This is a genomic window from Arthrobacter sp. TMS2-4 (assembly GCF_054511075.1).
In genome coordinates this window covers 116931-139246 of sequence record NZ_JBTNDI010000005.1, presented here as the reverse complement: position 1 = coordinate 139246, position 22316 = coordinate 116931, and the positions used below count along the sequence as shown (strand labels likewise).

At 71.1% G+C, this 22316-nt stretch carries 20 protein-coding genes, 1 tRNA gene and 1 other RNA gene; 16 read left to right on the top strand and 6 right to left on the bottom strand.

The features are described from left to right. Positions 1 to 10 precede the first annotated feature (10 nt). From ACX80F_RS09000 to ACX80F_RS08960, 9 genes are all read left to right on the top strand, one after another. On the top strand, positions 11 to 730 hold the full coding sequence (locus tag ACX80F_RS09000) for a VOC family protein (RefSeq protein WP_459336043.1): 720 nt from the start codon (positions 11 to 13) through the stop codon (positions 728 to 730). A gap of 86 nt (positions 731 to 816) precedes the next feature. Beyond that, positions 817 to 1356 (top strand): NUDIX hydrolase family protein, encoded by a 540-nt coding sequence (locus ACX80F_RS08995; protein ID WP_459336042.1) that lies wholly within the window; start codon positions 817 to 819, stop codon positions 1354 to 1356. A 97-nt stretch (positions 1357 to 1453) separates the two neighbouring features. Further along, on the top strand, positions 1454 to 2323 hold the full coding sequence (locus tag ACX80F_RS08990; protein WP_459336041.1) for a DUF6707 family protein: 870 nt from the start codon (positions 1454 to 1456) through the stop codon (positions 2321 to 2323). Between the two features lie 39 nt (positions 2324 to 2362). Further along, a complete protein-coding gene (gene tgt / locus ACX80F_RS08985) occupies positions 2363 to 3625 on the top strand; it encodes a tRNA guanosine(34) transglycosylase Tgt (protein ID WP_459336040.1) in 1263 nt (420 codons plus the stop codon). Positions 3626 to 3830: 205 nt separating this feature from the next. Next, on the top strand, positions 3831 to 4769 hold the full coding sequence (locus ACX80F_RS08980; RefSeq protein ID WP_459336039.1) for a type IV toxin-antitoxin system AbiEi family antitoxin domain-containing protein: 939 nt from the start codon (positions 3831 to 3833) through the stop codon (positions 4767 to 4769). Between the two features lie 209 nt (positions 4770 to 4978). Further along, entirely contained in the window at positions 4979 to 5644 is a 666-nt protein-coding gene (locus tag ACX80F_RS08975; RefSeq protein ID WP_459336038.1) for a TetR family transcriptional regulator, read from the top strand. After that, positions 5641 to 6129: a hypothetical protein gene (locus ACX80F_RS08970; protein ID WP_459336037.1), complete on the top strand. Its 489-nt coding sequence runs from the start codon at positions 5641 to 5643 to the stop codon at positions 6127 to 6129. Before ACX80F_RS08975 ends, ACX80F_RS08970 begins: the two co-directional genes overlap by 4 nt. A 96-nt stretch (positions 6130 to 6225) precedes the next feature. Beyond that, the gene (thiD, locus tag ACX80F_RS08965) at positions 6226 to 7053 is read left to right on the top strand and encodes a bifunctional hydroxymethylpyrimidine kinase/phosphomethylpyrimidine kinase (RefSeq protein ID WP_459336036.1); all 828 of its coding nucleotides are present in this window, start codon (positions 6226 to 6228) and stop codon (positions 7051 to 7053) included. Positions 7054 to 7063: 10 nt separating this feature from the next. Then, entirely contained in the window at positions 7064 to 7603 is a 540-nt protein-coding gene (locus ACX80F_RS08960; protein WP_459336035.1) for a DUF6328 family protein, read from the top strand. 97 nt (positions 7604 to 7700) lie between these two features. Here ACX80F_RS08960 and ACX80F_RS08955 read toward each other — a convergent pair whose 3' ends face one another. After that, a complete protein-coding gene (locus tag ACX80F_RS08955) occupies positions 7701 to 9185 on the bottom strand; it encodes a helix-turn-helix domain-containing protein (RefSeq protein WP_459336034.1) in 1485 nt (494 codons plus the stop codon). Positions 9186 to 9308: 123 nt separating this feature from the next. Here ACX80F_RS08955 and aceA point away from each other — a divergent pair, with 123 nt between their 5' ends. After that, the gene (gene aceA / locus ACX80F_RS08950; protein WP_459336033.1) at positions 9309 to 10646 is read left to right on the top strand and encodes an isocitrate lyase; all 1338 of its coding nucleotides are present in this window, start codon (positions 9309 to 9311) and stop codon (positions 10644 to 10646) included. 47 nt (positions 10647 to 10693) lie between these two features. Further along, positions 10694 to 12322: a malate synthase A gene (gene aceB / locus ACX80F_RS08945; protein WP_459336032.1), complete on the top strand. Its 1629-nt coding sequence runs from the start codon at positions 10694 to 10696 to the stop codon at positions 12320 to 12322. Between the two features lie 82 nt (positions 12323 to 12404). On the opposite strand, the gene ACX80F_RS08940 is transcribed toward aceB, so the two are convergent. The 3 genes from ACX80F_RS08940 to ACX80F_RS08930 all read right to left on the bottom strand — a co-directional run bounded on the left by ACX80F_RS08940 (position 12405) and on the right by ACX80F_RS08930 (position 14383). Continuing rightward, a complete protein-coding gene (locus ACX80F_RS08940) occupies positions 12405 to 13091 on the bottom strand; it encodes a LytR C-terminal domain-containing protein (protein WP_459336031.1) in 687 nt (228 codons plus the stop codon). Next, positions 13084 to 13383: a type II toxin-antitoxin system VapB family antitoxin gene (locus ACX80F_RS08935; RefSeq protein WP_459336030.1), complete on the bottom strand. Its 300-nt coding sequence runs from the start codon at positions 13381 to 13383 to the stop codon at positions 13084 to 13086. The genes ACX80F_RS08940 and ACX80F_RS08935 overlap by 8 nt, the downstream gene beginning before the upstream one ends. Before the next feature lie 73 nt (positions 13384 to 13456). Then, positions 13457 to 14383, bottom strand: a complete 927-nt coding sequence (locus ACX80F_RS08930) for a ribokinase (protein ID WP_459336029.1) — start codon at positions 14381 to 14383, stop codon at positions 13457 to 13459. A gap of 89 nt (positions 14384 to 14472) precedes the next feature. Between ACX80F_RS08930 and ACX80F_RS08925 the strand changes: the two genes are divergently transcribed. After that, the gene (locus ACX80F_RS08925) at positions 14473 to 15393 is read left to right on the top strand and encodes a Cof-type HAD-IIB family hydrolase (protein WP_459336028.1); all 921 of its coding nucleotides are present in this window, start codon (positions 14473 to 14475) and stop codon (positions 15391 to 15393) included. 59 nt (positions 15394 to 15452) lie between these two features. Here the strand turns inward: ACX80F_RS08925 and ACX80F_RS08920 are convergent, their stop codons facing one another. Further along, a complete protein-coding gene (locus ACX80F_RS08920; protein ID WP_459336027.1) occupies positions 15453 to 15956 on the bottom strand; it encodes a glutathione peroxidase in 504 nt (167 codons plus the stop codon). On the opposite strand from ACX80F_RS08920, the gene ACX80F_RS08915 reads away from it, so the two are divergent. Beyond that, positions 15955 to 17028: an oxygenase MpaB family protein gene (locus ACX80F_RS08915; RefSeq protein WP_459336026.1), complete on the top strand. Its 1074-nt coding sequence runs from the start codon at positions 15955 to 15957 to the stop codon at positions 17026 to 17028. The genes ACX80F_RS08920 and ACX80F_RS08915 overlap by 2 nt on opposite strands. A 50-nt stretch (positions 17029 to 17078) precedes the next feature. On the opposite strand, the gene ACX80F_RS08910 is transcribed toward ACX80F_RS08915, so the two are convergent. Beyond that, a tRNA-Ser gene (locus tag ACX80F_RS08910) sits at positions 17079 to 17163 on the bottom strand. Positions 17164 to 17299: 136 nt separating this feature from the next. On the opposite strand from ACX80F_RS08910, the gene ffs reads away from it, so the two are divergent. The 3 genes from ffs to ACX80F_RS08895 all read left to right on the top strand — a co-directional run bounded on the left by ffs (position 17300) and on the right by ACX80F_RS08895 (position 22161). Beyond that, positions 17300 to 17395, top strand: an RNA gene (ffs, locus tag ACX80F_RS08905) — signal recognition particle sRNA small type. 30 nt (positions 17396 to 17425) lie between these two features. Next, entirely contained in the window at positions 17426 to 18379 is a 954-nt protein-coding gene (gene gluQRS, locus ACX80F_RS08900; RefSeq protein ID WP_459336025.1) for a tRNA glutamyl-Q(34) synthetase GluQRS, read from the top strand. Then, positions 18376 to 22161 carry a DNA polymerase III subunit gamma and tau gene (locus ACX80F_RS08895; protein WP_459336024.1) on the top strand — a complete coding sequence of 1262 codons (3786 nt, stop codon included), beginning with the start codon at positions 18376 to 18378 and terminating at the stop codon, positions 22159 to 22161. The genes gluQRS and ACX80F_RS08895 overlap by 4 nt, the downstream gene beginning before the upstream one ends. Positions 22162 to 22316 lie beyond the last annotated feature (155 nt).

Sequence of the window (22316 nt, the reverse complement as noted above, 5' to 3'; positions counted from 1 at the left end):
GGGAGAACTGATGCTCCGCGTCCGCCCCGTCGTCTCCACACCGGACCTACCCGGCGCAGCCCGCTTCCTGCAGGCCCTCGGCCTCACCCCGGCCCAGGACCCCGCACCGAACGGCTCCGACGCCGTGTTCGACGCCGGGAGCGGCCGCGTGTCCCTCCACGCCTGCCTGCCGGGCAGCGCGGAGGCCGGCACCGTGGACCTCGCCTTCGATGTCTCCGACGTGCGGGAGTTCGCCCGCCGGACCGCAGAGGCCGGTGCTCGGGTGACCGTCGAACTCTCCGGCGAGGGCCACGGCCTTGCCGCACGCGTCACCGCGCCCGACGGGCTGTCCCTCCTCGCCGACGCCGGGCCGCGCGAGACGGGCGCGCCGCCGTCACCCCTGGCGGTCCTCGCCCTCTGGTACACGCCCGACGTCGGACCGGCCGCCACGGTGCTGGGAGACATCGGGGCGAAGCCCCGGAGCAGCTCCGACGCCGGCACCCGCCACGACTTCCGGGCGAAGAACGGAGGGCTCGTGACAGCCCGCACGGGTGCGCGGACAGCAGCGGAACTCGCCTTCGAGTACGACGGCGACGTGCGGGACCTGGTCCGGAACCTCACGGTCCACGGTTTCGAGCCCATGGTGGTCGACGAGATCCACGGACGGTCGCTGCGTGTCCCGGCCCCCTGGGGCGCCGAGATCCGGGTCAACGAGTGGCAGCGGGACTTCTCCGGCAGCGCGGTGCACTGATACTGCACCTCGGTGCGGATTCAGCCACCGGCCGAAGAACCGCGCGCCACCCGCCCGCGGCAGGGCCACTGCGATAGAACTGAGGTATGAACGTTCGCACCCCCGACCCCAATCCGGGCTGGCTCTCCGAAGATGACCTGTACGAGGCCCGCCGCCGCCTGCCCATGGTGTACGTGGAGGCGATCCCGGTGCGGTGCGACTCCCTCGGATACGTGAACGAGGTGGGGCTGCTGCTGCAGGCCAGCGACCAGGGCGAGATGGTGCGCACCTTCGTCTCGGGGCGCGTCATGTACCGGGAGACCATCCGGGCCGCGCTGCTGCGACACCTCGAGAAGGACCTCGGGCCGCTGGCCCTGCCCCAGTTGCCGCCGTCGCCCGTCCCCTTCACGATCGCCGAGTACTTCCCCTCCCCCTCGGAGACGGGACTGACCGACGACCGCCAGCACGCCGTCGCCCTCGCCTACCTCATCCCGGTCACGGGCGAGTGCGACCCGCGCCAGGACGCGCTGGAACTGTCCTGGCTGACGCCGTCAGAGGCGCTGAGCCCGTCGATCCAGGCCGAGTTCTCGGGTGGGCGCGCGGACCTCCTGCGCCAGGCGCTGGCCCACGCCGGCTGGGGGCGCTGAGCACCTGTCGGGGCCCGCGTTACCGTATCGTCGTATGGGCGCGCTGGGGCGACGGTGAACATCCAGGGGGCTAGAGGCAGAGGTTGGCACGACGGACATGATGGTGAACAGGGTGGACAGGACAGGGCTGCGCGCGGTCCCGGCGGAGATGCTGGCGGTCGGTGATGTGCTGGCACTCCCCGACGGCGGGGATGCGGCCGAGGTCACGACGGTCGGCGTCGAGAATGACGACTTCGGGGTGCCCGCGCTCGTCGTCGCGACCGTCGACGGGGGCCGCCGCATCACGATCGCCACGGGGTCGATGGTCTACGTCGAGCCCGCGGACGCCGAGATCGGGGTCTCCGCCGTCGCCGCCGACCACGGGTCCCCCGAAGCGCTCGTCGCCCAGGTGGCTCAGGCACACCCGGACAGCACCGACCTCCAGGACGTCGCCGGGCGCCTGGCGCGCGGCATCAACCTCAAGTCCGGCAGCAACCTGCAGGACCTCCACCACCTTGCGCTCGCCCTGTTCGTCGACGAGGGCGACGCCGCGGCGGCCCTGAGCATCGCGGACCTCCTGGCGGAACTGCCGTTCGACGGCAACTTCGGTCGCTGGAAGTGGATCGAGGGCGGCCTCGCGATCGCCGCCTACCTCACCCGGCACGACGAGGAACGGTCCCTCCGGTACTCGGCCGCGATCCGTGCGGCCGACGACGCCGAGACGGACCCGCTGCGCGCCAAGACCAGCGCCATGTACCGGCAGCGGCAGCTCAACGAACCCAATGTGTACGACCCCGAGATCCTGCGTGCCTCCACGGCCGGGCGGATCGACGTCGAACGCGACTGGCGCGTGCTGCGCATCGGCGTCCTGCTGTACCTGCGGGCCCACGGCGGCTCCGAAACGCTGAGCCGGGACGTGCTGGAGCGGCGCATCGCCGCGGAACTCGCCGCCGTCGCGGCCCTCAACGCGCAGCTCGCCGACCGGTAGCGGTCGGGCCCGCCGCCGTCGGGCTGGCAAAATAGGGTGGTGCACCCACAGTCCCAGCAGTCCTCGTTCGCCTTCTCCGTCCACCACCGCATCGAGGACACGACGCCGGGCGCCGGGAGCGGTGGGCCGCGGCACGGGCGAACCGGGACGATCACGACCCCGCACGGCGAGATCCGCACCCCCGCCTTCATCCCCGTGGGCACGAAGGCGACGGTGAAAGCCGTGCTGCCGGCAGCGATGGCCGAGCTCGGCGCCCAGGCACTGCTCGCCAACGCCTACCACCTGTACCTGCAGCCCGGTGCGGACATCCTCGACGAGGCCGGTGGGCTCGGCGCGTTCATGAACTGGCCCGGCCCCACCTTCACGGATTCCGGCGGGTTCCAGGTGATGAGCCTCGGCTCGGGCTTCAAGAAAGTCATCACCATGGACGTCCCGGTGGACTCCGCCTCGGCGGGGGCGGATGACCGCGTGGCCATCGGCAAGGAGCGCCTCGCGCACATCGACGACGACGGCGTCTGGTTCAAGAGCCACCTCAACGGTGACCGGCACCGCTTCACGCCGGAGATCTCCATGCAGGTGCAGCATCAGCTCGGCGCGGACATCATGTTCGCCTTCGACGAGCTGACCACGCTCATGAACTCGCGCGGCTACCAGGAGGAGTCCCTCGAACGGACCCGGCTCTGGGCCGAGCGGTGCATCGCCGAGCACCGGCGGCTCACCATCGAGCGCAGCCACCGCCCCTACCAGGCCCTCTTCGGCGTCATCCAGGGCGCCCAGTACGAGGACCTCCGCCGGAAGGCGTCCGCCGATCTCGGTGCCATGGACTTCGACGGCTTCGGTATCGGCGGCGCGCTCGAGAAGGAGAACCTCGGGACGATCCTCGGGTGGTGCAGCGACGAGCTGCCCGAGAACAAGCCGCGCCACCTGCTCGGCATCTCGGAGCCCGACGACCTCTTCACCGGCATCGAGAACGGCGCCGACACCTTCGACTGCGTCTCGCCCACCCGGGTGGCCCGCAACTCCGCGTTCTACACGCCGGACGGGCGGTGGAACCTCTCGAACGCACGCTTCCGGCGGGACTTCACGCCCCTGGTCGAGGGGTGCGACTGCTACACCTGCACCCACTACACACGCGCCTACATCCATCACCTGTTCAAGGCCAAGGAGATGATCTCGGCGACGCTGATCTCCATCCACAACGAGCGTTTCGTGGTGCGGATGGTCGACGACGCCCGGGCGGCCATCGACGACGGCACGTTCTACGACCTGAAGGCCGAGGTGCTGGGCAGGTACTACGCCTGAGCCCTGCCGGCTCCTTTCGCGGCTCCTCGCCGATCGGTCGGGTCGCTCGTCTTGTTCTTCGGGCCGCCGCGGCGGGTGCCCCGACCCGGGGTAACGCCCCCGCGGGTGGGGGCCGATGCCCCGGCTCTGCCCCGGATCAGCGGACCTTGTGCACATGCGCGCCGCCGGTCCACTGCACCGTCCTCGTTCTTGGGACCGTAGCCTCATGGCCGCACCGATCAACTCGACACGAATCCTGTGGCGCTACCGGGAGCTCCTGGACGAAGGGCTGTCCCGCCAGCACGTCCACCACCTCGTGGTCAGCGGCGAACTACGACGGCTGCGCAAGAACTGCTACGTGCCGGAGGCACACTGGGCAGGCCTCTCCACCGTAGAACGACTCGCGCTCCAGGCACGGGCACACCAGCACGGCCTGGTCGGCCGGGACACCGTCGGGCACGTCTACAGCCATGAGACGGCTGCCGTTCTTCACGGCCTGGACCTGTGGCGCCCGGGAAACGATGTGCACGTCACCCAACCCACCCGCACCTCCAACGCCAGCCATGGCGCGGACGTCCGGAACCACAGCGCGCAACTGGAGGAGGACGACGTCGTCCTCCTCCACGGACTGCCCGTCACCTCGCTGCTGCGAACCGCGGTCGATTGTGCACGGACGCTCCCTTTCGACCGGGCCCTGATTGTGGCCGACCAGTCCATGGCACGCGGTGTCACCCGCAGCGCAGCGCTGACCGCCGTCGACCAGCTCGGGCCTGCGGCAGGCGTGGGCAGAGCGAGCGCTGTGATCACTGCCGCCGATCCCTTGTCGGAGTCTCCCGGTGAGACCCTGACCCGTAGCCGCCTCCTCCGCTTCGGACTTCCGCCGGCGCTGTCGCAGGTGGAGGTATCCACCCGCCGCGGGCGCTATCGGCTGGACTTCGCGTGGCCCGAGCTGCTGGTGGGGCTCGAGTTCGACGGCAGGGTGAAGTACTTCGGCGCCGCGGTCACCGACGAGGTGCTCTACGAGGAACGGCGCCGGGAGAGGGCCCTCGTGGAGGAGGGGTGGACGATTCTCCGCATCGAGTGGAGCGACCTCTTTCGCGAGGCAGAACTGGAAGCCCGACTGCGAGGGGCCCTCTGCCGCGCGGCGTCCCGGATCGCGGCGTAGCCGCACAGCCCGTCGCCCTCGTACGCCCGGCGTCGACGGGCTGACCGCTTCGGGAACGAATCCCGGCGCATAAACCCGGGACATGGGCCCCGACCCGGCGAAACGCCGCCGCGGGTCTGGGCACCCGCCGCGGCGGCCCCGGGCCGAGGGGTCGAGCGGGCCCGGATCCGGACTACACTGCGAATTGAACACGTTCGAAAAGGGGACCGATGCCCGCGCCGACGACCAAGAGCGAAGCAACCCGCCAGTTGCTGGTCTCCACCGCGCTCCGGCTGTTCCGCGAGCACGGCTACGAGAAGACGACCATGCGAGCCATTGCCGCTGCCGCCGATGTCTCCACGGGGAGCGCCTACTACTACTTCGCCTCGAAGGACGACCTCGTCCACGAGCTGTACCGCAGCCTCCAGGACGAGCACCGGTCGCTGGCCCTCCGCCGCCTCGACGAGGGCCGGAACCTCGGCGAACTCCTGCGCATCGTCCTGACCACGGGGGTCGACGTGATGGGGCCGTATCACGGCTTCGGCTCGAACTTCATCAGCATCGCCATCAAGCCGTCGGCGACGACGAGCCCGCTCGGCAGCGAGTCGGCCGTGGCCCGGGCCCGCGCCATCTCACTGTTCCGGCAGGCCATGGCGATGTCCAGGCCGCAGCCGCCCCTGGCCCTGCGTGACGACCTCCCCGAACTCCTCTGGTACGCCTCCATGGGCATCACCCTTTTCTGGACCTACGACTCCTCCCCCGGCCAGATCCGCACACGCCGGCTGATCGACCAGGCGGCGCCGCTCATCTCGAAGCTCGTGATCCTCTCCCGGCTCCCCGTCGTGCGGAAGATCGTCGAGGACCTCGTGCAGCTGATCCGGGGGACCCGGCAGTGACGGGCGACCCGACCGTGACGGCCGACGACGGCGCGGGACGGCGTGCGCCGGATCCCCGCCACCGGGTCACGTTCGGCATCGGCGCCGTCGCCGTCGGGTTCCTCGTGGGACTCGGGACCCTCGCCCTGGCCTTTGCCCTCTCCTGGGGGCCGGACGCCCCGGGCGTCTTCCTCCTGGCGCTCCTCTACGGCATCGGCGTCGGCGTCATCACCGGCCTTCCACTCGGGATCGTGCTCGGCCTCCTGCTGCGCCCCGTGGCGAACCAGTGGGTGCACGTCGGAGTCTTCTTCGCCGGCTTCACCCTGGTGTCCTTCGTCATCATCACCCTGCTCTCCCCCTCCCGGGTGCTCCTCGATAGCCTTCCGATCGCCCTGATCATCGGGGCTGCGGGTGCGCTCGCCCGCGCCAGCGTGTGGAAGCTCGTCCGCGTGCACGGAACCGGGCAGGGAACCGAGGAGGCCACCGCGCGGGAGGCCGAGCAATGAGCCCGGCGGCGAGCTGTCCGGCGAACCGGGACCCGATCCTCGGAACGGGCACGCGGAGTGTGGCCGCGGTGGAGCCGGGTCGGGCAGACTAGGACGATGCCCGACACCCAGCCTTCAACCATCCCCGCCGTCACCCTCACCATCGCCGGTTCCGAGGCGACCGGCGGCGCCGGGGCGCAGGCCGACCTCAAGACGTTCCAGGAACTCGGCGTCTACGGTGTCGCGGCCCTCACCTGCATCGTGTCCTTCGACCCGGAGAACGAGTGGCAGCATCGCTTCGTCCCGGTGGACCGGCAGGTGATCGCGGACCAGCTCGAGGCCATCCAGTCCTGCTACCCGCTGCGCACCGTCAAGCTGGGCATGCTCGGCACACCGGCGACCATCGACACCGTGGCCTCCGCGCTGGCGAGCCAGGAGTGGGACAACGTGGTCCTGGATCCGGTGCTCATCTGCAAGGGACAGGAGCCCGGCGCCGCCCTCGACACCGACGAGGCGCTCAAGACGAACATCCTGCCGCTGGCCACCTTCGTCACCCCGAACCACTTCGAGGCTGAATCCCTCTCCGGCATCAGCATCGGCTCCCTCGACGACCTCAAGGAGGCCGCCCGCATCATCCACCGGCAGAGCGGGGCCGCGGTCCTCGCCAAGGGCGGTGTGCGCATCGAAGGCCCCGACGCCGTCGACGTCTACTTCGACGGCGAGACGCTCGAGGTCCTGTCCGCTCCGAAGGTCGGCGAGGTCGCCGTCAGCGGCGCCGGCTGCACCCTTGCCGCAGCGATCGCCGCTGAACTCGCAAAGGGCTCGACGCCGCTGGCGGCCGCCCGCACGGCGAAGGCCTTCGTGACCGAGGGCATCCGCAACCGCATCGCCTCCAACGCACCGTTCGACGCCGTCTGGCAGGGCGGCGCGGGGGCCACCCGGTAGCCGGCATGTGATGGACGCCGCCGCGGGACAGGAGGGCGCCGGCGGGCCGGGGTCGTCGCGGCGGCGCCCCGCCCGGGACGACCGACGCGGTGAGAGCGGGAACCAGCGCCTGGACCGCAACTGGCAGGAGATGCTGCAGGAGCTGCGCGTCATGCAGGCCGGCATCCAGGTCCTGGCCGGATTCCTGTTGATCCTGCCCTTCCAGGCGCGCTTCGACGAGCTCGACCACGTCCAGGTGACCGTCTACCTGTGCCTGGTGTGCCTGTCCGTCCTGATCCAGGCCCTGATGCTGTCCACGATCAACCTGCACCGGGCCCTGTTCGGCCTCCAGGCGAAGGGGACGCTGGTGAGGCACACCTCCACCATCATCCCGATGACCACGGCGCTCGTGGGCGTGGTGCTCGCGGGCACCCTCTGGCTGGTCTTCGATCTCGTGCTCGGCCGGACCGTGAGCCTCGTCGTGGCAGGAGCGCTCGTGACCGTGGAGGCGGTCCTCTGGATCGCCTACCCCCTCGTCTTCCGGCGTCGGGCGCTCAGGGACCGCCGCTGACCGCCGCCGTCGGGTCCGCCGCGCCAACGACCCGACCGGTGAGCGCCGCCCGAAGAGCGCAGCGCCCGGCGAGCGCACGCCGTCGGGCCCCGCCGCCTCAGCCCGAGTGCGCCGCGAGGAACGCGTACACCTCGGTCTCGTCGACACCGGGGAAGGCCCCCGGCGGCATCGCCGCGAGCAGGTGCGAGTGGGCGCGCGCGCTCGGCCAGGCCTGCCCGGCCCATTCCCGCGCGAGATCCACCGGCGGCCGGCGGCAGCAGGACTCGTCGGGACAGAAGGACTTCTCACGGATGTCCGTATCCCGCCCGCGGAACCACTTCACGTGTGCGTACGGCACCCCGATGCTGAGCGAGAACTCGCCGCTCGCCGCCCGTTCCGTCCGCGCCGTGCACCAGTAGGTGCCGCTCGGGGTGTCCGTGTACTGGTTGTAGGCGCGGAATTTGTCCTGGACGTCGAACACCACGCGTGAGGTCCAGCGGCGGCACGAGGGCTGGCCCTCGATGGCGCCGGTGTGATCCTGGGGGAAGGTCACGCCGTCGTTCTCGTAGGCCTTGTAGATGATGCCGCTCTTGTGGGTCTTCTGGAAGTGCGTGGGGATGTCGAGGTGCTCGGTGGCGAGGTTCGTGAAGCGGTGCGCGGCCGTCTCGTAGGACACCGCGAAGTTGTCGCGGATGTCCTCCACGGAGATCTCCTTTGCCGCCTTCGCCCGCTTCAGGAACTCGACGGTCGGCCGCTCGGGGAGCAGGAGCGCCGCCGCGAAGTAGTTGGTGGCGACCCGTTGGCGCAGGAATTCGCCGTAGTTCTCGGGTGTCCGGTGCTCCAGGACGTAGTGCCCGAGCGCCTGCAGCAGCACCGAGCGGGGATCGTGATCGGTCCGCTGCGACTGCGTGAGGTAGATGCGCCGGTTCTTCAGGTCGGTGACGGAGCGGGTGGAATGCGGGAGGTCGCCCACGTGGTGCAGGGAGAAACCGAGATGCGCGGCGATGTCCGCGATCAGGTGCTGGGACACGGGCCCCGTGCTGTACCCGACGGCGTCGAGCACGGTCTGCGCCTGGACCTCGATCTCCTGGAAGTAGTTGTTCCGCTCTCGCATGACCGCACGGAGTTCGGCGTTCGCCCGCCGCGCCTCCTCCGGGGTGGCCACCTGCTCGTTCAACCGACGCTCGAGCTCCCCCTGCAGACCCACGAGCGACTCCAGCACCTCCAGCGGCAGCCTCGACGAGATGCGGACCTTCGGCAGCCCCAGCGACTCGTAGAGGGGGCCACGCTGGGCGCGCTCCAGCGCGATCTCCAGGGCGGCCCGGCGCGACGGCGGCTCCGCCCCGAGCAGTTCGTCGATCGTCACCCCGAGCGCCGCCGCGAGGCGCTGGAGCATGCCGAGTTTCGGCTCCCGCTTGCCGTTCTCGACGAGGGACAGCTGTGACGCGACGGTACCGACGGCGGCACCCAGCTCGTCGAGGGTGAGCCCCTTGGCCTTGCGGAGGTGCCGCACGCGCCGCCCCAGGCTGATGAGGTCCAGGGGCTGGCCCTCGACGCTCGGAGGAGTGGCGGAGGAGGGCGGAGCCCATGCGGGAGTCGTCATTTCTTGACGATAAGCGAAGAACTGCGTTTCTTGCCAGAGCTGAAGGGTAGGAACCTCGGCAGAAGTGGCGAATCGTTGTTTTCACACCCGCCGGGCAGCCGGCCACCGACCAAGGAGACAGCAATGACGCAGGAACCCTCACCCTCGAATCCCTCCTCCACCGGACTGCAGGGCGCGGCGGCGGATGCCGCCCACGCACTGGAGCTCGAGTGGTCGGCCGATCCCCGCTGGGACGGCGTGCGGCGCGACTACTCGTCAGCCGACGTCGTCCGCCTGCGCGGCAGCGTCCAGGAGGAGCACACCCTCGCGCGGCGCGGCGCCGAGAAGCTGTGGCGCCAGCTCACCGAGGAGGCCGGCACCGGCGCGTACACCAACGCCCTGGGCGCCCTCACCGGCAACCAGGCCGTGCAGCAGGTCAAGGCAGGACTGCGCGCCATCTACCTCTCCGGCTGGCAGGTGGCCGCGGACGCCAACAACTCCGGGCATACCTACCCGGACCAGTCGCTGTACCCGGCGAACTCCGTGCCGACCGTCGTCCGCCGCATCAACAACGCGCTGCTCCGCGCCGACCAGATCGAATGGGCGGAGGGCACCTCGAGCGTCGAGGACTGGCTCGTGCCGATCGTCGCCGACGCCGAAGCCGGCTTCGGCGGGCCGCTCAACGCGTACGAGCTCATGAAGTCGATGATCCAGGCCGGCGCCGCCGGCGTCCACTGGGAGGACCAGCTCGCGTCGGAGAAGAAGTGCGGGCACCTCGGCGGCAAGGTCCTGATCCCCACGCAGCAGCACGTACGCACCCTGAACGCGGCCCGGCTCGCGGCCGACGTCGCGGGGACGCCCTCCGTGGTCGTGGCCCGCACGGACGCCGAGGCCGCCACGCTCATCACGTCCGACGTCGACGAGCGGGACCAGCCGTTCGTCACCGGCGAGCGCACCCCCGAGGGTTTCTACCATGTGCGCAACGGCCTCGAGGCGTGCATCGCCCGCGGCCGGGCCTACGCGCCGTACGCAGATCTGCTCTGGATGGAGACCGGCACCCCCGACCTCGACCTGGCGCGACGCTTCGCCGAGGGGATTAAGGCGGAGTTCCCGGACCAGATGCTCGCCTACAACTGCTCGCCGTCGTTCAACTGGCGCAAGCACCTCGACGACGCCACGATCGCCCGGTTCCAGCGCGAGCTCGGCGCCATGGGGTTCACGTTCCAGTTCATCACCCTCGCCGGCTTCCACGCCCTCAATTACTCGATGTTCGACCTGGCCCACGGTTACGCCCGCGACGGCATGAGCGCCTACGTGGACCTGCAGGAGCGCGAGTTCGCCGCCGAGTCCCGCGGGTACACCGCCACCCGCCACCAGCGTGAGGTCGGTACCGGCTACTTCGACCAGGTGGCCACGGCCCTCAACCCCGGCGGCAGCACCCTCGCCCTCGCCGGATCCACCGAGACGCAGCAGTTCCACTGACCATCCCGGCACCCCGAACCCGCCGCCAGAACTCCCAGGAGCACCCCATGAACGACACCTACACCCTGAACGGCATCACTCTCACCGCGCCGCCCCTCCAGCGCCAGGGCGAGATCCTGACTCGCGAGGCACTGGACTTCGTCAAGGCGCTGCACCGTGCCACCCACAAGCGCCGCGACGAACTCCTCGATCATCGGTGCCGTCAGCGCAAGGCCGTGGCGGCGGGCGCGGACCCGCACTTCCTGCCCGAGACGCGGCACATCCGCGAGGACTCGTCGTGGCGGGTGGCCCCGACGGCGCCGGGCCTCGAGGACCGCCGCGTGGAGATCACCGGCCCCGTGGACCGCAAGATGACCATCAACGCCCTCAACTCCGGCGCGAAGGTGTGGCTCGCCGACATGGAGGACTCCTCGACGCCGTCGTGGTCCAACGTGATCAACGGGCAGCTGAACCTGCGGGACGCCCTCGCGGGGCGCATCGGCTTCACCTCGCCCGAGGGCAAGGAGTACCGGGTCGAGGGCGCCGTGGATACGCTGCCGACGATCGTCGTCCGACCCCGGGGCTGGCACCTGTCCGAGAAGCACGTCCTCATCCAGGACGTCGCCGTCGCGGGCGGCCTGTTCGACTTCGCCCTCTACTTCTTCCACAATGCCCGCACGCTGATCGAACAGGGCCGTGGGCCCTACTTCTACCTCCCGAAAATCGAGAACCACCTCGAGGCACGGCTGTGGAACGACATCTTCGTCCAGGCGCAGCACCTGCTCGGCATCCCGCAGGGCACCATCCGCGCCACCGTGCTCATCGAGACCATCACGGCGGCATTCGAGATGGAGGAGATCCTGTACGAGCTGCGCGACCACGCGGCGGGCCTCAACGCCGGGCGGTGGGACTACATCTTCTCCGTCATCAAGAACTTCCGCACCCGCGGTCCGCGCTTCGTGCTGCCGGACCGCAACGCCGTCACCATGACGGCGCCGTTCATGCGCGCCTACACCGAACAGCTCGTCCGCGCCTGCCACCGCCGCGGCGCGCATGCGATCGGTGGGATGGCCGCGTTCATCCCGAACCGGCGCGACGAGCAGGCCAACGCCCTCGCCCTGGAGAAGGTGCGGGCGGACAAGACCCGGGAAGCCGGCGACGGCTTCGACGGTTCGTGGGTGGCACACCCGGACCTCGTGCCCGTGGCCATGGAGGTCTTCGACGCGGCATTCGGTGACCGCCCCAACCAGCTCGACCGCCGGCGCGACGACGTCCACCCGGACGACGACGCCCTGCTGGACATCGCGGCGACGCCGGGCACCATCACGGAGCGTGGCGTCCGTGAGAATCTCGAGGTCGGGGTGCGGTACATCGAGTCCTGGCTGAGGGGCAACGGTGCCGCGGCCATCAACAACCTGATGGAGGACGCTGCGACGGCCGAGATCTCGAGGTCGCAGATCTGGCAGTGGATCTACACGAGCGCCCTCACGGACGACGGCGAGGTGATCACTCGGGAGCGGGTGACCGAGCTGCTCGAGGAGGAGTTCGCCGCACTGACGCGGTTCGACGGCGACCGCTTCGACGAGGCCCGCGAGGTCTTCGAGGAGGTGGCCCTCGGTACGCAGTTTCCGGCCTTCCTGACCGTGACCGCGTATGCGAAGTACCTGCGGGACGAGAGGGCGCTCGCCGCCGCCTGACCCGGCGGGGGTGAACGGGGACGGCGCCGCGCGGCGCCGTCCCTCCCGCGTGACCGGCCCCGGGAGGTGTGGGGCTACGGCCCTAGGGGGCCGTGGGCGTCGGAGCGGGCGGAGCCGTGACGCCCTCCTCCGGAGCACAGGTCAACCCTGCAGGGGTGATGTCCAGCCGCTCGGCCGCGATGACGCCCGCGTAGCCGGAGCCGAGGACGACGTCGACCGTCCTGTCTTCGCGCTCGTCGGCGACGTAGATCGAGTCGGGGATGGTGCGCTGCAGGGTGAACGCGTTGGCGCGGCCGGCCTCGCCCGAGACGATGATCGCCGTCATGCCCGTCCGGCCGACCTGCCTGTTGCCGATCTCCCGCACCGCGAAGGCGCGGCCGCGGAGCTGGTCCGCCGCGGTGGTCGCGAGCCCGTCGATGCTGGTGCTGTTGTAGATGTTGACGTTGATGCCGCTCGGGTCCTGGTAGTCGAACGGCCCGGCGGGGCAGGTCGATGTCGGTTCCGGGACCGGCTCGGGCGCCCCGGTGCTGATGTCACCGCGCGCGACGCCGAGGGCCACGTACACCGCGGCGCTCACGAGCCCGACGAGGAGGATGAGGACGACGCCGTGGAAGACCTTCCGCATCGACACCCGGCGGTGGCGGTCGTCGTCGTCCTCCGTGAACACCGCACCGAGGTCCGTCTCCGTCACGATCCGCTGGCCGTGCCATTCGGTCGGGTCCTGCTTGGCCTGCGCCCGCTGGTGACGCGGCGAGCCGTGCTCACTCATCGAGCACGAGAACTCTCGCGTGCAGGATGGTCCGCTGGTGCAGGGCGGTCCGGACGGCGCGGTGCAGGCCGTCCTCCAGGTACATCGTGTCGTTCCACTGCACCACGTGCGGGAAGAGGTCGCCGAAGAACGTCGAGTCCTCGGCGAGCAGCGCCCCGAGATCGAGCGTGGTCTTGGTGGTCACCAGTTCATCGAGTCGCACCTGCCGGGGAGGCACTTCGGCCCAGTCCTTGGGTGTCACGCATCCGTGGTCCGGGTACGGCCGGCCGTCACTCACTGCTTTGAAGATCACCTCTCTAGGGTAAGTAATTGCTTCGGCCAATGGAACGCGCCGTCCCGCGGCCGGTCGGCCCGTGGCGCGATGGTTACGCCGCCGGGCCCTCCGGGAGCGCCGGAAGCTCGTCGGCGGGCGTCGGATAGGAGGGCTGCGCCCCAGGGCGCTGGACCGTGTAGGAGCCGACGCGCACGGCGAACCGGGCGGCCTCGAGCAACGGTCGACCTGCGGCAAGCTGCGCCGCGAGCGCCCCGACGAAGGCGTCCCCGGCGCCCGTGGTGTCGACCGCGGCGACCGGCGGCGCGGGGACCCGATGGAGGGCACCGCCGTCGGCCACGAGGGCCCCGGCGTCACCGAGCGTCATGACCACCGACGCGAACCCGAGACCCAGGAGACCCTCGACGACGGCTCGATGGTCCGCGGGCGCGGGGCCCCCGAGGCGCGCGAGGACCAGCGCCCCCTCGTGTTCGTTGACCACCAGCGGGTCCGCGCGGAGGAGAGCCGCACCGTCGACGGCGATGACGGGCGCCAGATTGACGATGACGCGCCCGGTGGCGCGACGGATGGCCGCGGCCGTGGCGTCCGCGGGCAGTTCACCCTGCACGACGACGACGCCGGCGTCCCGGACGGGGGCGGCGGAGGCCTCGACGAGTCCGGGCGTCATCCCGGCGTTGGCGCCGGGCAGCACCACGATGGTGTTCTCGCCGCCGTCGGCCACCTGGATGAGCGCGATCCCGGTGGCGCCGCCGGTCCGCCGGACGGACCGCAGGTCCACGCCTGCCGTCCTCAGGACGGAGAGGGCGACGTCGGCATATGCGTCCGATCCCACGGCGCCGATCAGACGGACGTCGGCACCGAGCAGGGCTGCGGCCGCCGCCTGGTTGGCGCCCTTGCCGCCGGGCAGGACCGTCAACGAGCGACCCGTCACGGTCTCACCGGGGCGCGGGTGCCGGTCGGCGGTGACCACGAGGTCCGCGTTGATGGACCCGACGACGACGATGCGCGACCCTGCACTCATACCGGGAGTCTTTCACGCCGTTCCCGCCCGGGCGTGCCCCGGACCGGTCTCGGATGGAGGCATCACGCGCCGCGGAACATAATGGACCCATGCCTACGGATGCCCCGATCGACCTGCTGCCCACCGCGCCCGCCCCGCTCGCCCCCGGCCGGGGACGGCCCGTTCAGGGACTCCTGCTCGACGTCGACGGCCCGGTGGCCAGCCCCGTGACGCGGACCGTGCCCGCCGGGATCATCGCCGACCTGCTCACGCTCGCCGCCGCGGGCTGGCCGGTGGTGTTCAACACGGGCCGCTCGGACGCGTTCATCCGTGAGCAGGTCATGGAGCCGATGCTCGACGCCGGCCTCCCGGCCGGGGTGACCTTCCACGCCGTCTGCGAGAAGGGCGCCACCTGGTTCTCGTTCACGGCCGACGGCGCCGGTGAGGTCTTCCTCGACCGCGGGCTCGCGCTGCCCACGAGCTTCGCCGACGACGTACGCGACCTCGTGGAGGAAAAGTACTCCCACCTCATGTTCTTCGACGAGACGAAGCTCGCCATGGTCTCCGTGGAGCAGTCCCTCGAAGCGGCGAACGCCGACTACCTGAACGGCCAGCGCTCCTTCGACGAGGACGTCCTCGAAATCATGCACAGCCACGACATGGGAACCTGTCGGTTGGACCGGGAGGAGCCGGACAGCAACGGGGACATCGGGTACCGGGTGGATCCGACCATCATCTCCACCGACATCGAGTCCGTCCGCGTGGGCAAGGACCTCGGCGCCGAGCGGGCGCTCACCCTGGTGGCGCCGCTCATGGACCTGCCCCGCACCTGGCGGACGGTGGGCGACTCGCGCACCGACTACGCCATGGCCGACTACCTGCACGAGCAGGGATACGACCTCGCCCACCTCGACGTCCGGCCGGCCGACGGCGTACCCGCGAAGCCCTACGAGATCCTGACCGAGGGCTCACTCATCCACGAGGAGGCGGGCGCCGCCTTCCTCGCCCGCTGCGTCGCGTCCCTCGGCTAGGACCCGTCGCCGGCCCGGCGCCGGCCCGCTTCGTCCCGGCGTTGTCCCGGCACGCTGGGTCAGGCGGCCGGCCGCGCCAGGGCGTCCTCGATCGCGGCAATCACCTCGGGAGCATCCGGTTCGACCGTCGGGGCGAACCGCGCCAGGATCGCGCCGTCGCGGCCGACGAGGAACTTCTCGAAGTTCCACTTCACGAGGCCGGGCAGGGGTCCGGTCCTGAACGTCGTCAGCTGCGCGTAGAGCGGGTGCTGGTCCCGGCCGCGGACGTCGCCCTTGGCCATGAGCGGAAAGGTGACGCCGAAGGTCCTCGAGCAGAACTCGGCGATCTCGCCGTCGTCCCCGGGCTCCTGGCCCATGAACTGGTTGCAGGGCATTCCGAGCACCACGAGGCCATCCGCCGCATACCGGCCGTACAGCGCCTCGAGGCCCGCGTACTGCGGAGTGAAGCCGCACTTCGAGGCGACATTGACCACGAGGACCGGATGGCCGCGGAAGTCCCCGAAGGACTTCCTGGTCCCGTCGTTCATGGTGAGGTCGATCCCGTACAGGCCGGACGAAGGCATGGATACTCCCAGGGGCTCGGTGGTGCTGGTGCTTCGTATCGTCGCACGCCCCGGATGGCTCCCCGACCGGACGGAGCAAAACGGCCCGCGGGCTCGTTGGAAGGAACGGCGGCCCGCAGGCCGGCCGCTGGACACCGACAGGACGGGTCACCGGATGGGCATCATCGACACGTGGAAGACGCAGCTCCGAACCACCTTCACCGACGGTGATCCGACCATCCCGCAGTGGCAGTTCGAGTTCGAGAAGGGCGACGACGTCGGATACTTCCCGGTCGACTCGGCCGTGTGGACGGTGCACAGCTCCATCACGCCCACCGTGGCAGGAATCCGTGCGCTGCTGCTGCAGACGCTGCACCCCGGAGCGATGGCCGGCGTCCACGCCCACTCCAGCTTCCGCGAGGAGCCCCTCGGGCGGCTCGCCAACACCATCCGCTGGATCTTCACGGTGACGTACGGGTCCACGGTCGCGGCGCGGGAAGGCTCCGCGTTCGTCCAGCGCCTCCACACGCGGGTGCACGGGACGTACACCGACAGCCGGGGCGCCGAAAGGCCTTATTCGGCGGCGGACCCGGACCTGATCCGCTGGGTGCACCTGGCCTTCACCGACGCCTTCCTGGCTGCGCACTCCGCGTACGGCGGACCCATCCCGGGCGGCGTGGACGGGTACGTGGCGGAATGGGCGCAGGCCGGGCGGCTGATGGGCCTCGAGGATCCGCCGCGGTCCGCCGCCGAGTTGCGCGCGCAACTCGCGGGGTTCGACGACGACCTCAGGAACAGCGAGCAGGTGCAGGAGGCGTTGACCTACATCCGCCGTCCGCCCCTGCCCCGGTCGCAGCGCCTGGGATACCAGATCCTCTTCGCGGGGGCGGTGGCGACGCTCGAACCGCGCCACCGCGAGATGCTCGGCCTGAGGGTGCCGTCCCTCGGACCGGTCCCCCTGCCGATCCGGACGGCCGTGCGGCTGGTGCTCGGGACGATCCGTCTGGGGCTGGGACCGGAGGGTCCGGCGGAGGCCGCCGCGAAGAACCGTATCCGCCGCGTCACCGGCGCCGTGGGCCCGTCGGCGGCTTAACGCAGCAGGACCCCGGCCGGAGCCGGGGTCCTGCTGGTCGTGCTGCACTGCGGAGGATGGGGGATTTGAACCCCCGAGGGCGTGAACCCAACACGCGTTCCAGGCGTGCGCCATAGGCCGCTAGGCGAATCCTCCTCATTTGGAGCAGATACCAGAATACCCATACAACCGGTTCCTGCCGAATCGCGGGAAGGACGCGGGCGGACGGCAGCGTCTCTGCGGCCCCTCCCCTCCGATTCGAACCCCACGCGATGCACTGTGTAGACTATTTCCCGGCCCCTCATGTGGTGTCATCCTGTGAACTCCCCCAGGACCGGAAGGTAGCAAGGGTAAGCGGGCTCTGGCAGGTGCATGGGGGGTCTTCACTTTAAGCGCGCGGGCAGCGGGAGGTTCCACGGTGGCAGACACGGGCGCCGGCCGCTTCGCTCCGAGCCCCTCCGGCCAGTTGCACGTCGGCAACCTCCGCACGGCCGTCCTCGCCTGGCTCTTCGCCCGCTCCACCGGACGCCGGTTCCTGATCAGGGTGGAGGACCTCGACCGCGTTCGGGCCGGCGTCGAGGCGGAGCAACTCGCCGACCTGGCCGCAATGGGGCTCTCCTCCGACGAGCCGATCCTGCGCCAGAGCGACCACATCCCCCGCTACACCCGCGCCCTGGAGCAGCTCATCGGCCAGGACCTCGCCTACGAGTGCTTCTGCACGCGACGTGACATCGCGGAGGCGGCGAGCGCGCCGCACGGCCGGCCCGGCTTCTATCCCGGCACCTGCCGGACGCTGGGCGAGGAGGACCGGGCACGACGTCGGCTCGAGCGTCCTCCGGCGCTGCGGCTGCGCTCCGCCGTCGACAGCTGGTCCGTCGAGGACCTCCTCGCCGGGCACGTCACGGCTCCGGTCGACGACGTCGTCCTGCGGCGGAACGACGGCGTGATCGCCTACAACCTCGCGGTCGTCGTCGACGACGCCGCCCAGGGCATCGACCAGGTGGTGCGGGGCGATGACCTCCTCGACTCCGCCCCCCGGCAGGCCTATCTCGCTTCCCTGCTCGGCCTGCCGGCGCCCGCCTACGCGCACGTCCCGCTGGCGGTGACGGCCGCGGGCCGGCGCTTGGCAAAGCGCGACGGCGCTGTGACACTGGAGGACCTTGCGCGGCAGGGCTGGTCCGCAGCCGCCGTGCTGGACACGATCCTCGCCTCGCTCGGTCTACCCGGCGGACAACTGGACGCGGCGCTTGCCGTGTTCGACCCGGGACGGCTGCCACGCCATCCGTGGGTGGTCGACCCCGGCGTCCTGTTCCCCACCGACGCCGGACCGGCATGCAAACCGTCAGCGCCAACCGATAAGGTTTCTCCGTGAGTACAGCCCTCTACCGCCGCTACCGTCCCGAGACCTTCGCGGACGTCATCGGCCAGGAGCATGTCACCGACCCCCTGATGGCGGCGATCGACAAGGACCGCATCAACCACGCCTATTTGTTCTCCGGGCCCCGCGGCTGCGGCAAGACCACCTCGGCGCGGATTCTCGCCCGCTGCCTCAACTGCGCGCAGGGGCCCACCTCCACCCCGTGCGGCGTGTGCGACAGCTGCGTCGAACTCGCCCGGAACGGCTCGGGGAGCCTCGACGTCATCGAGATCGACGCCGCGAGCCACGGCGGCGTCGACGACGCCCGCGATCTCCGCGAGCGCGCCACCTTCGCCCCCGTCCGCGACCGCTTCAAGATCTTCATCATCGACGAGGCGCACATGGTCACCTCGGCGGGCTTCAACGCGCTGCTGAAGATCGTGGAGGAACCGCCGGAGCACATCCTGTTCATCTTCGCGACCACCGAGCCGGACAAGGTGATCGGCACCATCCGCTCGCGGACGCACCACTACCCGTTCCGGCTCGTCCCGCCCGAGCCCCTCATGACCTACCTCGAACTGCTGTGCCGCCAGGAGGACGTGCCGGTGGCTCCGGGGGTCCTCTCGCTCGTGGTCCGCGCCGGTGGCGGATCGGTCCGCGACTCCCTCTCCGTGCTCGACCAGCTCATGGCCGGCGCGAGCGAGACCGGGCTCGACTACGAGCTCGCCGTCTCGCTCCTCGGCTACACGCATGCGACCCTGCTCGACGACGTCGTCGACTCCGTGGCCGCCGGTGACGCCGCGACGGTGTTCAACGCCGTGGACCGCGTGATCCAGACCGGGCACGACCCCCGGCGTTTCGTGGAGGACCTGCTGGAGCGGTTCCGCGACCTGATCGTCATCAACGCGGTTCCCGAGGGGGCGGCGTCCATCCTTCGCGGCGTGCCCGACGACCAGCTGAACCGGATGCGCACGCAGGCGAACCAGCTCGGCGCCGGTGAACTGTCGCGGGCCGCCGACGTCACCAATGCCGCCCTGAACGAGATGACCGGAGCCACGTCGCCGCGGCTGCATCTCGAACTGCTGTGTGCGCGCCTCCTGCTCCCGGCAGCGGACGCTTCGGTCCGTGGCACGCTCGCCCGGGTGGACCGCATCGAGCGCCGCCTCGAGTACGCCGCCGGGACTCCCGTTGCGGACGGCGGCAGCGAACCCGCCGTTGCGCCGGCCGCCGCTGCCGAGCCGGCGAAACCTCCGCGCCCACGGCTCGACGGCGTCCCCCGGACCGCCGAGGAGGCCGCCGCGCGCTGGTCGCTGCCGGTCGCCGACCCGGCCGCTCCTGCGGTGCCGTCGGCCGCCACGGGTGCGCCCGCTGTCCCTGCCGCCCGTGACCAGCAGCCGAGGACGCCCGCACCGGACTCCTCACCGGACTGGGGCGGCAACTGGGGCGTCTCCACGGACTCCGCGTTCGGAGCCCCGGAGCCCGAGACGCAGACGACGACGCGTCCCGCGGCGGGCACGCCGACGCTGGGCGCCGCTGGTACGGCGGGCACTCCGGGTGCGTCGGGTACCCCGGATGCGCCTGGCACGTCAGGCGTGTCCTCCACCCCCGACCCCGCGGACGGTGCAGGCACACCGGACATGCGGGGAGCCGAAGGCACCCAGGATGCAGCAGGGACCCCCGTCCCGACAGCTCCGCTGGGCGCGCCCACGCCGGACGACACGACTCGGGACACCCCGGTGCGGGACACCCCGGTACGGGACACCCCGGTGCGGGACACCCCGGTGCGGGACACCCCGGTACGGGACACCCCGGTGCGGGACAGCTCGGCACGGGACAGCTCGGGACCTGGCAGCTCGGCGGGCGCCGGCGACCGCGCGGTACGACCGTCTGCCGAGGAGCGTCGGCCCGACGGACCGCCGGCGATGCCGGGGGCAGGCCCCGCTTCCTCCGCCGAGCCGGCCCCGTCGTCCGGCGTGGCGCAGGGCCACCGCACTCCCCCGCAGCACCCGGCACAGGCTCCGGGCGCTCCGGCACAGCAGCATCCTGGCGCTCCGGCACAGCCGCAGGAGTCCCGGCAGCCCGAACAGGGTCGCCAGGATCAGCCCGTCGCGTCCAGTGGCAACGTCGAGATGATTCGCCGTGCCTGGCCCGAGATCATGGACGAGGTCGCGCACATCAAGCGCGCCACCTGGCTCATCGTCAATGTCTCGGCCAAGCCTCGATCGTTCGAGGGCAACCAGTTGGTCCTCGCCTTCGTGAACCAGGGCAATGCCATCGGATTCCAGCGCGGCCCCCACATGGACAACGTGAAGCAGGCGATCCACAAGGTCCTCGGCCTCACGTGCTCCATCGAAGCGGTCCACGACGCCGGCGGGTCGGGTGAGTCGGGCCCAAAAGTACCGGCCCGCACGGCGGGCTCGGGTAGTAGCCCGAGCCCTGCTTCCTCGAGGTCCGATCATGGCAGGAATCCGTCGCCCCAGGTCGGCGCTCGATCGGACGCAGACGTTGCGCCGGACGCGGGATCGACAGCACCGTCATCGTCCGCAGTGGCTGCGCCGGTGCACGCTGCAGCGGCTGAGGTAGCTGCTGCGGCCCAGTCATCGCCCACGGGCGGTGGGCCGCGTGACGCCGGGGGTGAGGCTCGTGCGCACTCATCCATCGACAAGGCACGCGACCGCCCGGACCCGGCACGCACCGCGGAAGCGACCGCTGCACCGGCCGCGGCATCCGCACCCCAGCAGGCCACGAGCGTTGCGCCCACCACCGGCCGTGCCGACACCGGGAAAGCGACGGCGGACAGCCATGATGTCGGCGGCCCGGGACACGACGCCGGACCAGCCGCGGCGCGCGGAACCGCCGACGCACCGCCGTCGAACCGGGGGGAGAAGCCCTCGCCGACGGGCGGCGCCAGCCGTGACACCCGCCCCGCCGAGCGCTCGACAACGGCGGGCACGGAGACGGTCGGCGCCTGGGACCCCTCCATGTCGGACGACTCCTGGGCGCTCGTCGAGCCTCCCGAGGAGGCGTTCGATCCCGGTCCGGGCCGGGGTTCCGTCCCGGAGAACCCCTCCGATCGCCGCGCCACTGGTCCAGACGGAGCCGGAGGAGCGCAGCCGCCCACGCCCCAGACACCCACGACCTCCACGTCCGACCGGACGGGCGGCCAGGGCATGAGCATGCAGCATCCTCCTCGTCCCGCGACACCCCAGGGCGCGTCCGCTCCCCGACCCGGCGCGCGATCGCAGGGAGCTGCCGCGGGCCCGGCCCCCACCCCGACCGCGTCGCGGTCCGTCGTCTGGAGCCCGCCGGACACGGCAGCGCCCCCCGCGTCCGGAGAAGACCGCACGACGCCCGCCTCCCCCGACGCGGACCTCCCGGCACCACGGACGGCACACCAGGCGCCTGCCGCACCCACGGCGCCCGCCGAACCCAGGAAGCCTGTCGTCCCGAGATTCGCGGCCCCGGGCGCTCCGGCGGCGCCCAGCACGTCGACGCCCGGGACGCCGACCCCCGGCACGACGGCGCCCGACGGCGGAACCGGACTGGATCGACCGGTTGCAGCCGGTGACGTTCGGCAGAAACCGGTCAGCCGCTACCAGCAACTGCTCGACGAAGCCGCGCGGAAGCGCGCCGAGGAGGCAGCCGCAACGCGAGGGTCTGCGGATCTGCGCTTCGTCGAGGACGAGCCGAGCGCGGACGACGAGACGATCGAGGACTCGGCGCTCGTCGGGCGCACCGCGATCGAACGGATCCTCAACGGGCGCCTGATCGAGGAACGCAGCATCGACGGCCAGTAGGCCGCACGACGTCGGTCGGCCGCGCCTGACACAGCCGCGCACGCTCAGGGCGTAACGCCGGTCCGGCCCGGAGGCGTTCCGGCCACCGCCGCAGGGCGGACAATGGAGGGTGCGCTTCTTCCCGCTGACGCGGGTGGGTGCGGACCACGACCTTG

Excerpts from the sequence above, each read along its gene's own strand:
- thiD (WP_459336036.1), top strand. The coding sequence starts at position 6,226 with ATGCCCGACACCCAGCCTTCAACCATCCCCGCCGTCACCCTCACCATC.
- ACX80F_RS08955 (WP_459336034.1), bottom strand. The coding sequence starts at position 9,185 with ATGACGACTCCCGCATGGGCTCCGCCCTCCTCCGCCACTCCTCCGAGC.
- ACX80F_RS08920 (WP_459336027.1), bottom strand. The coding sequence starts at position 15,956 with ATGCCTTCGTCCGGCCTGTACGGGATCGACCTCACCATGAACGACGGG.
- ACX80F_RS08980 (WP_459336039.1), top strand. The coding sequence starts at position 3,831 with ATGGCCGCACCGATCAACTCGACACGAATCCTGTGGCGCTACCGGGAG.
- ACX80F_RS08925 (WP_459336028.1), top strand. The coding sequence starts at position 14,473 with ATGCCTACGGATGCCCCGATCGACCTGCTGCCCACCGCGCCCGCCCCG.
- ACX80F_RS09000 (WP_459336043.1), top strand. The coding sequence starts at position 11 with ATGCTCCGCGTCCGCCCCGTCGTCTCCACACCGGACCTACCCGGCGCA.
- ACX80F_RS08960 (WP_459336035.1), top strand. The coding sequence starts at position 7,064 with ATGGACGCCGCCGCGGGACAGGAGGGCGCCGGCGGGCCGGGGTCGTCG.
- ACX80F_RS08940 (WP_459336031.1), bottom strand. The coding sequence starts at position 13,091 with ATGAGTGAGCACGGCTCGCCGCGTCACCAGCGGGCGCAGGCCAAGCAG.
- aceB (WP_459336032.1), top strand. The coding sequence starts at position 10,694 with ATGAACGACACCTACACCCTGAACGGCATCACTCTCACCGCGCCGCCC.
- aceA (WP_459336033.1), top strand. The coding sequence starts at position 9,309 with ATGACGCAGGAACCCTCACCCTCGAATCCCTCCTCCACCGGACTGCAG.
- ACX80F_RS08975 (WP_459336038.1), top strand. The coding sequence starts at position 4,979 with ATGCCCGCGCCGACGACCAAGAGCGAAGCAACCCGCCAGTTGCTGGTC.
- ACX80F_RS08995 (WP_459336042.1), top strand. The coding sequence starts at position 817 with ATGAACGTTCGCACCCCCGACCCCAATCCGGGCTGGCTCTCCGAAGAT.
- ACX80F_RS08915 (WP_459336026.1), top strand. The coding sequence starts at position 15,955 with ATGGATACTCCCAGGGGCTCGGTGGTGCTGGTGCTTCGTATCGTCGCA.
- ACX80F_RS08930 (WP_459336029.1), bottom strand. The coding sequence starts at position 14,383 with ATGAGTGCAGGGTCGCGCATCGTCGTCGTCGGGTCCATCAACGCGGAC.
- ACX80F_RS08990 (WP_459336041.1), top strand. The coding sequence starts at position 1,454 with ATGATGGTGAACAGGGTGGACAGGACAGGGCTGCGCGCGGTCCCGGCG.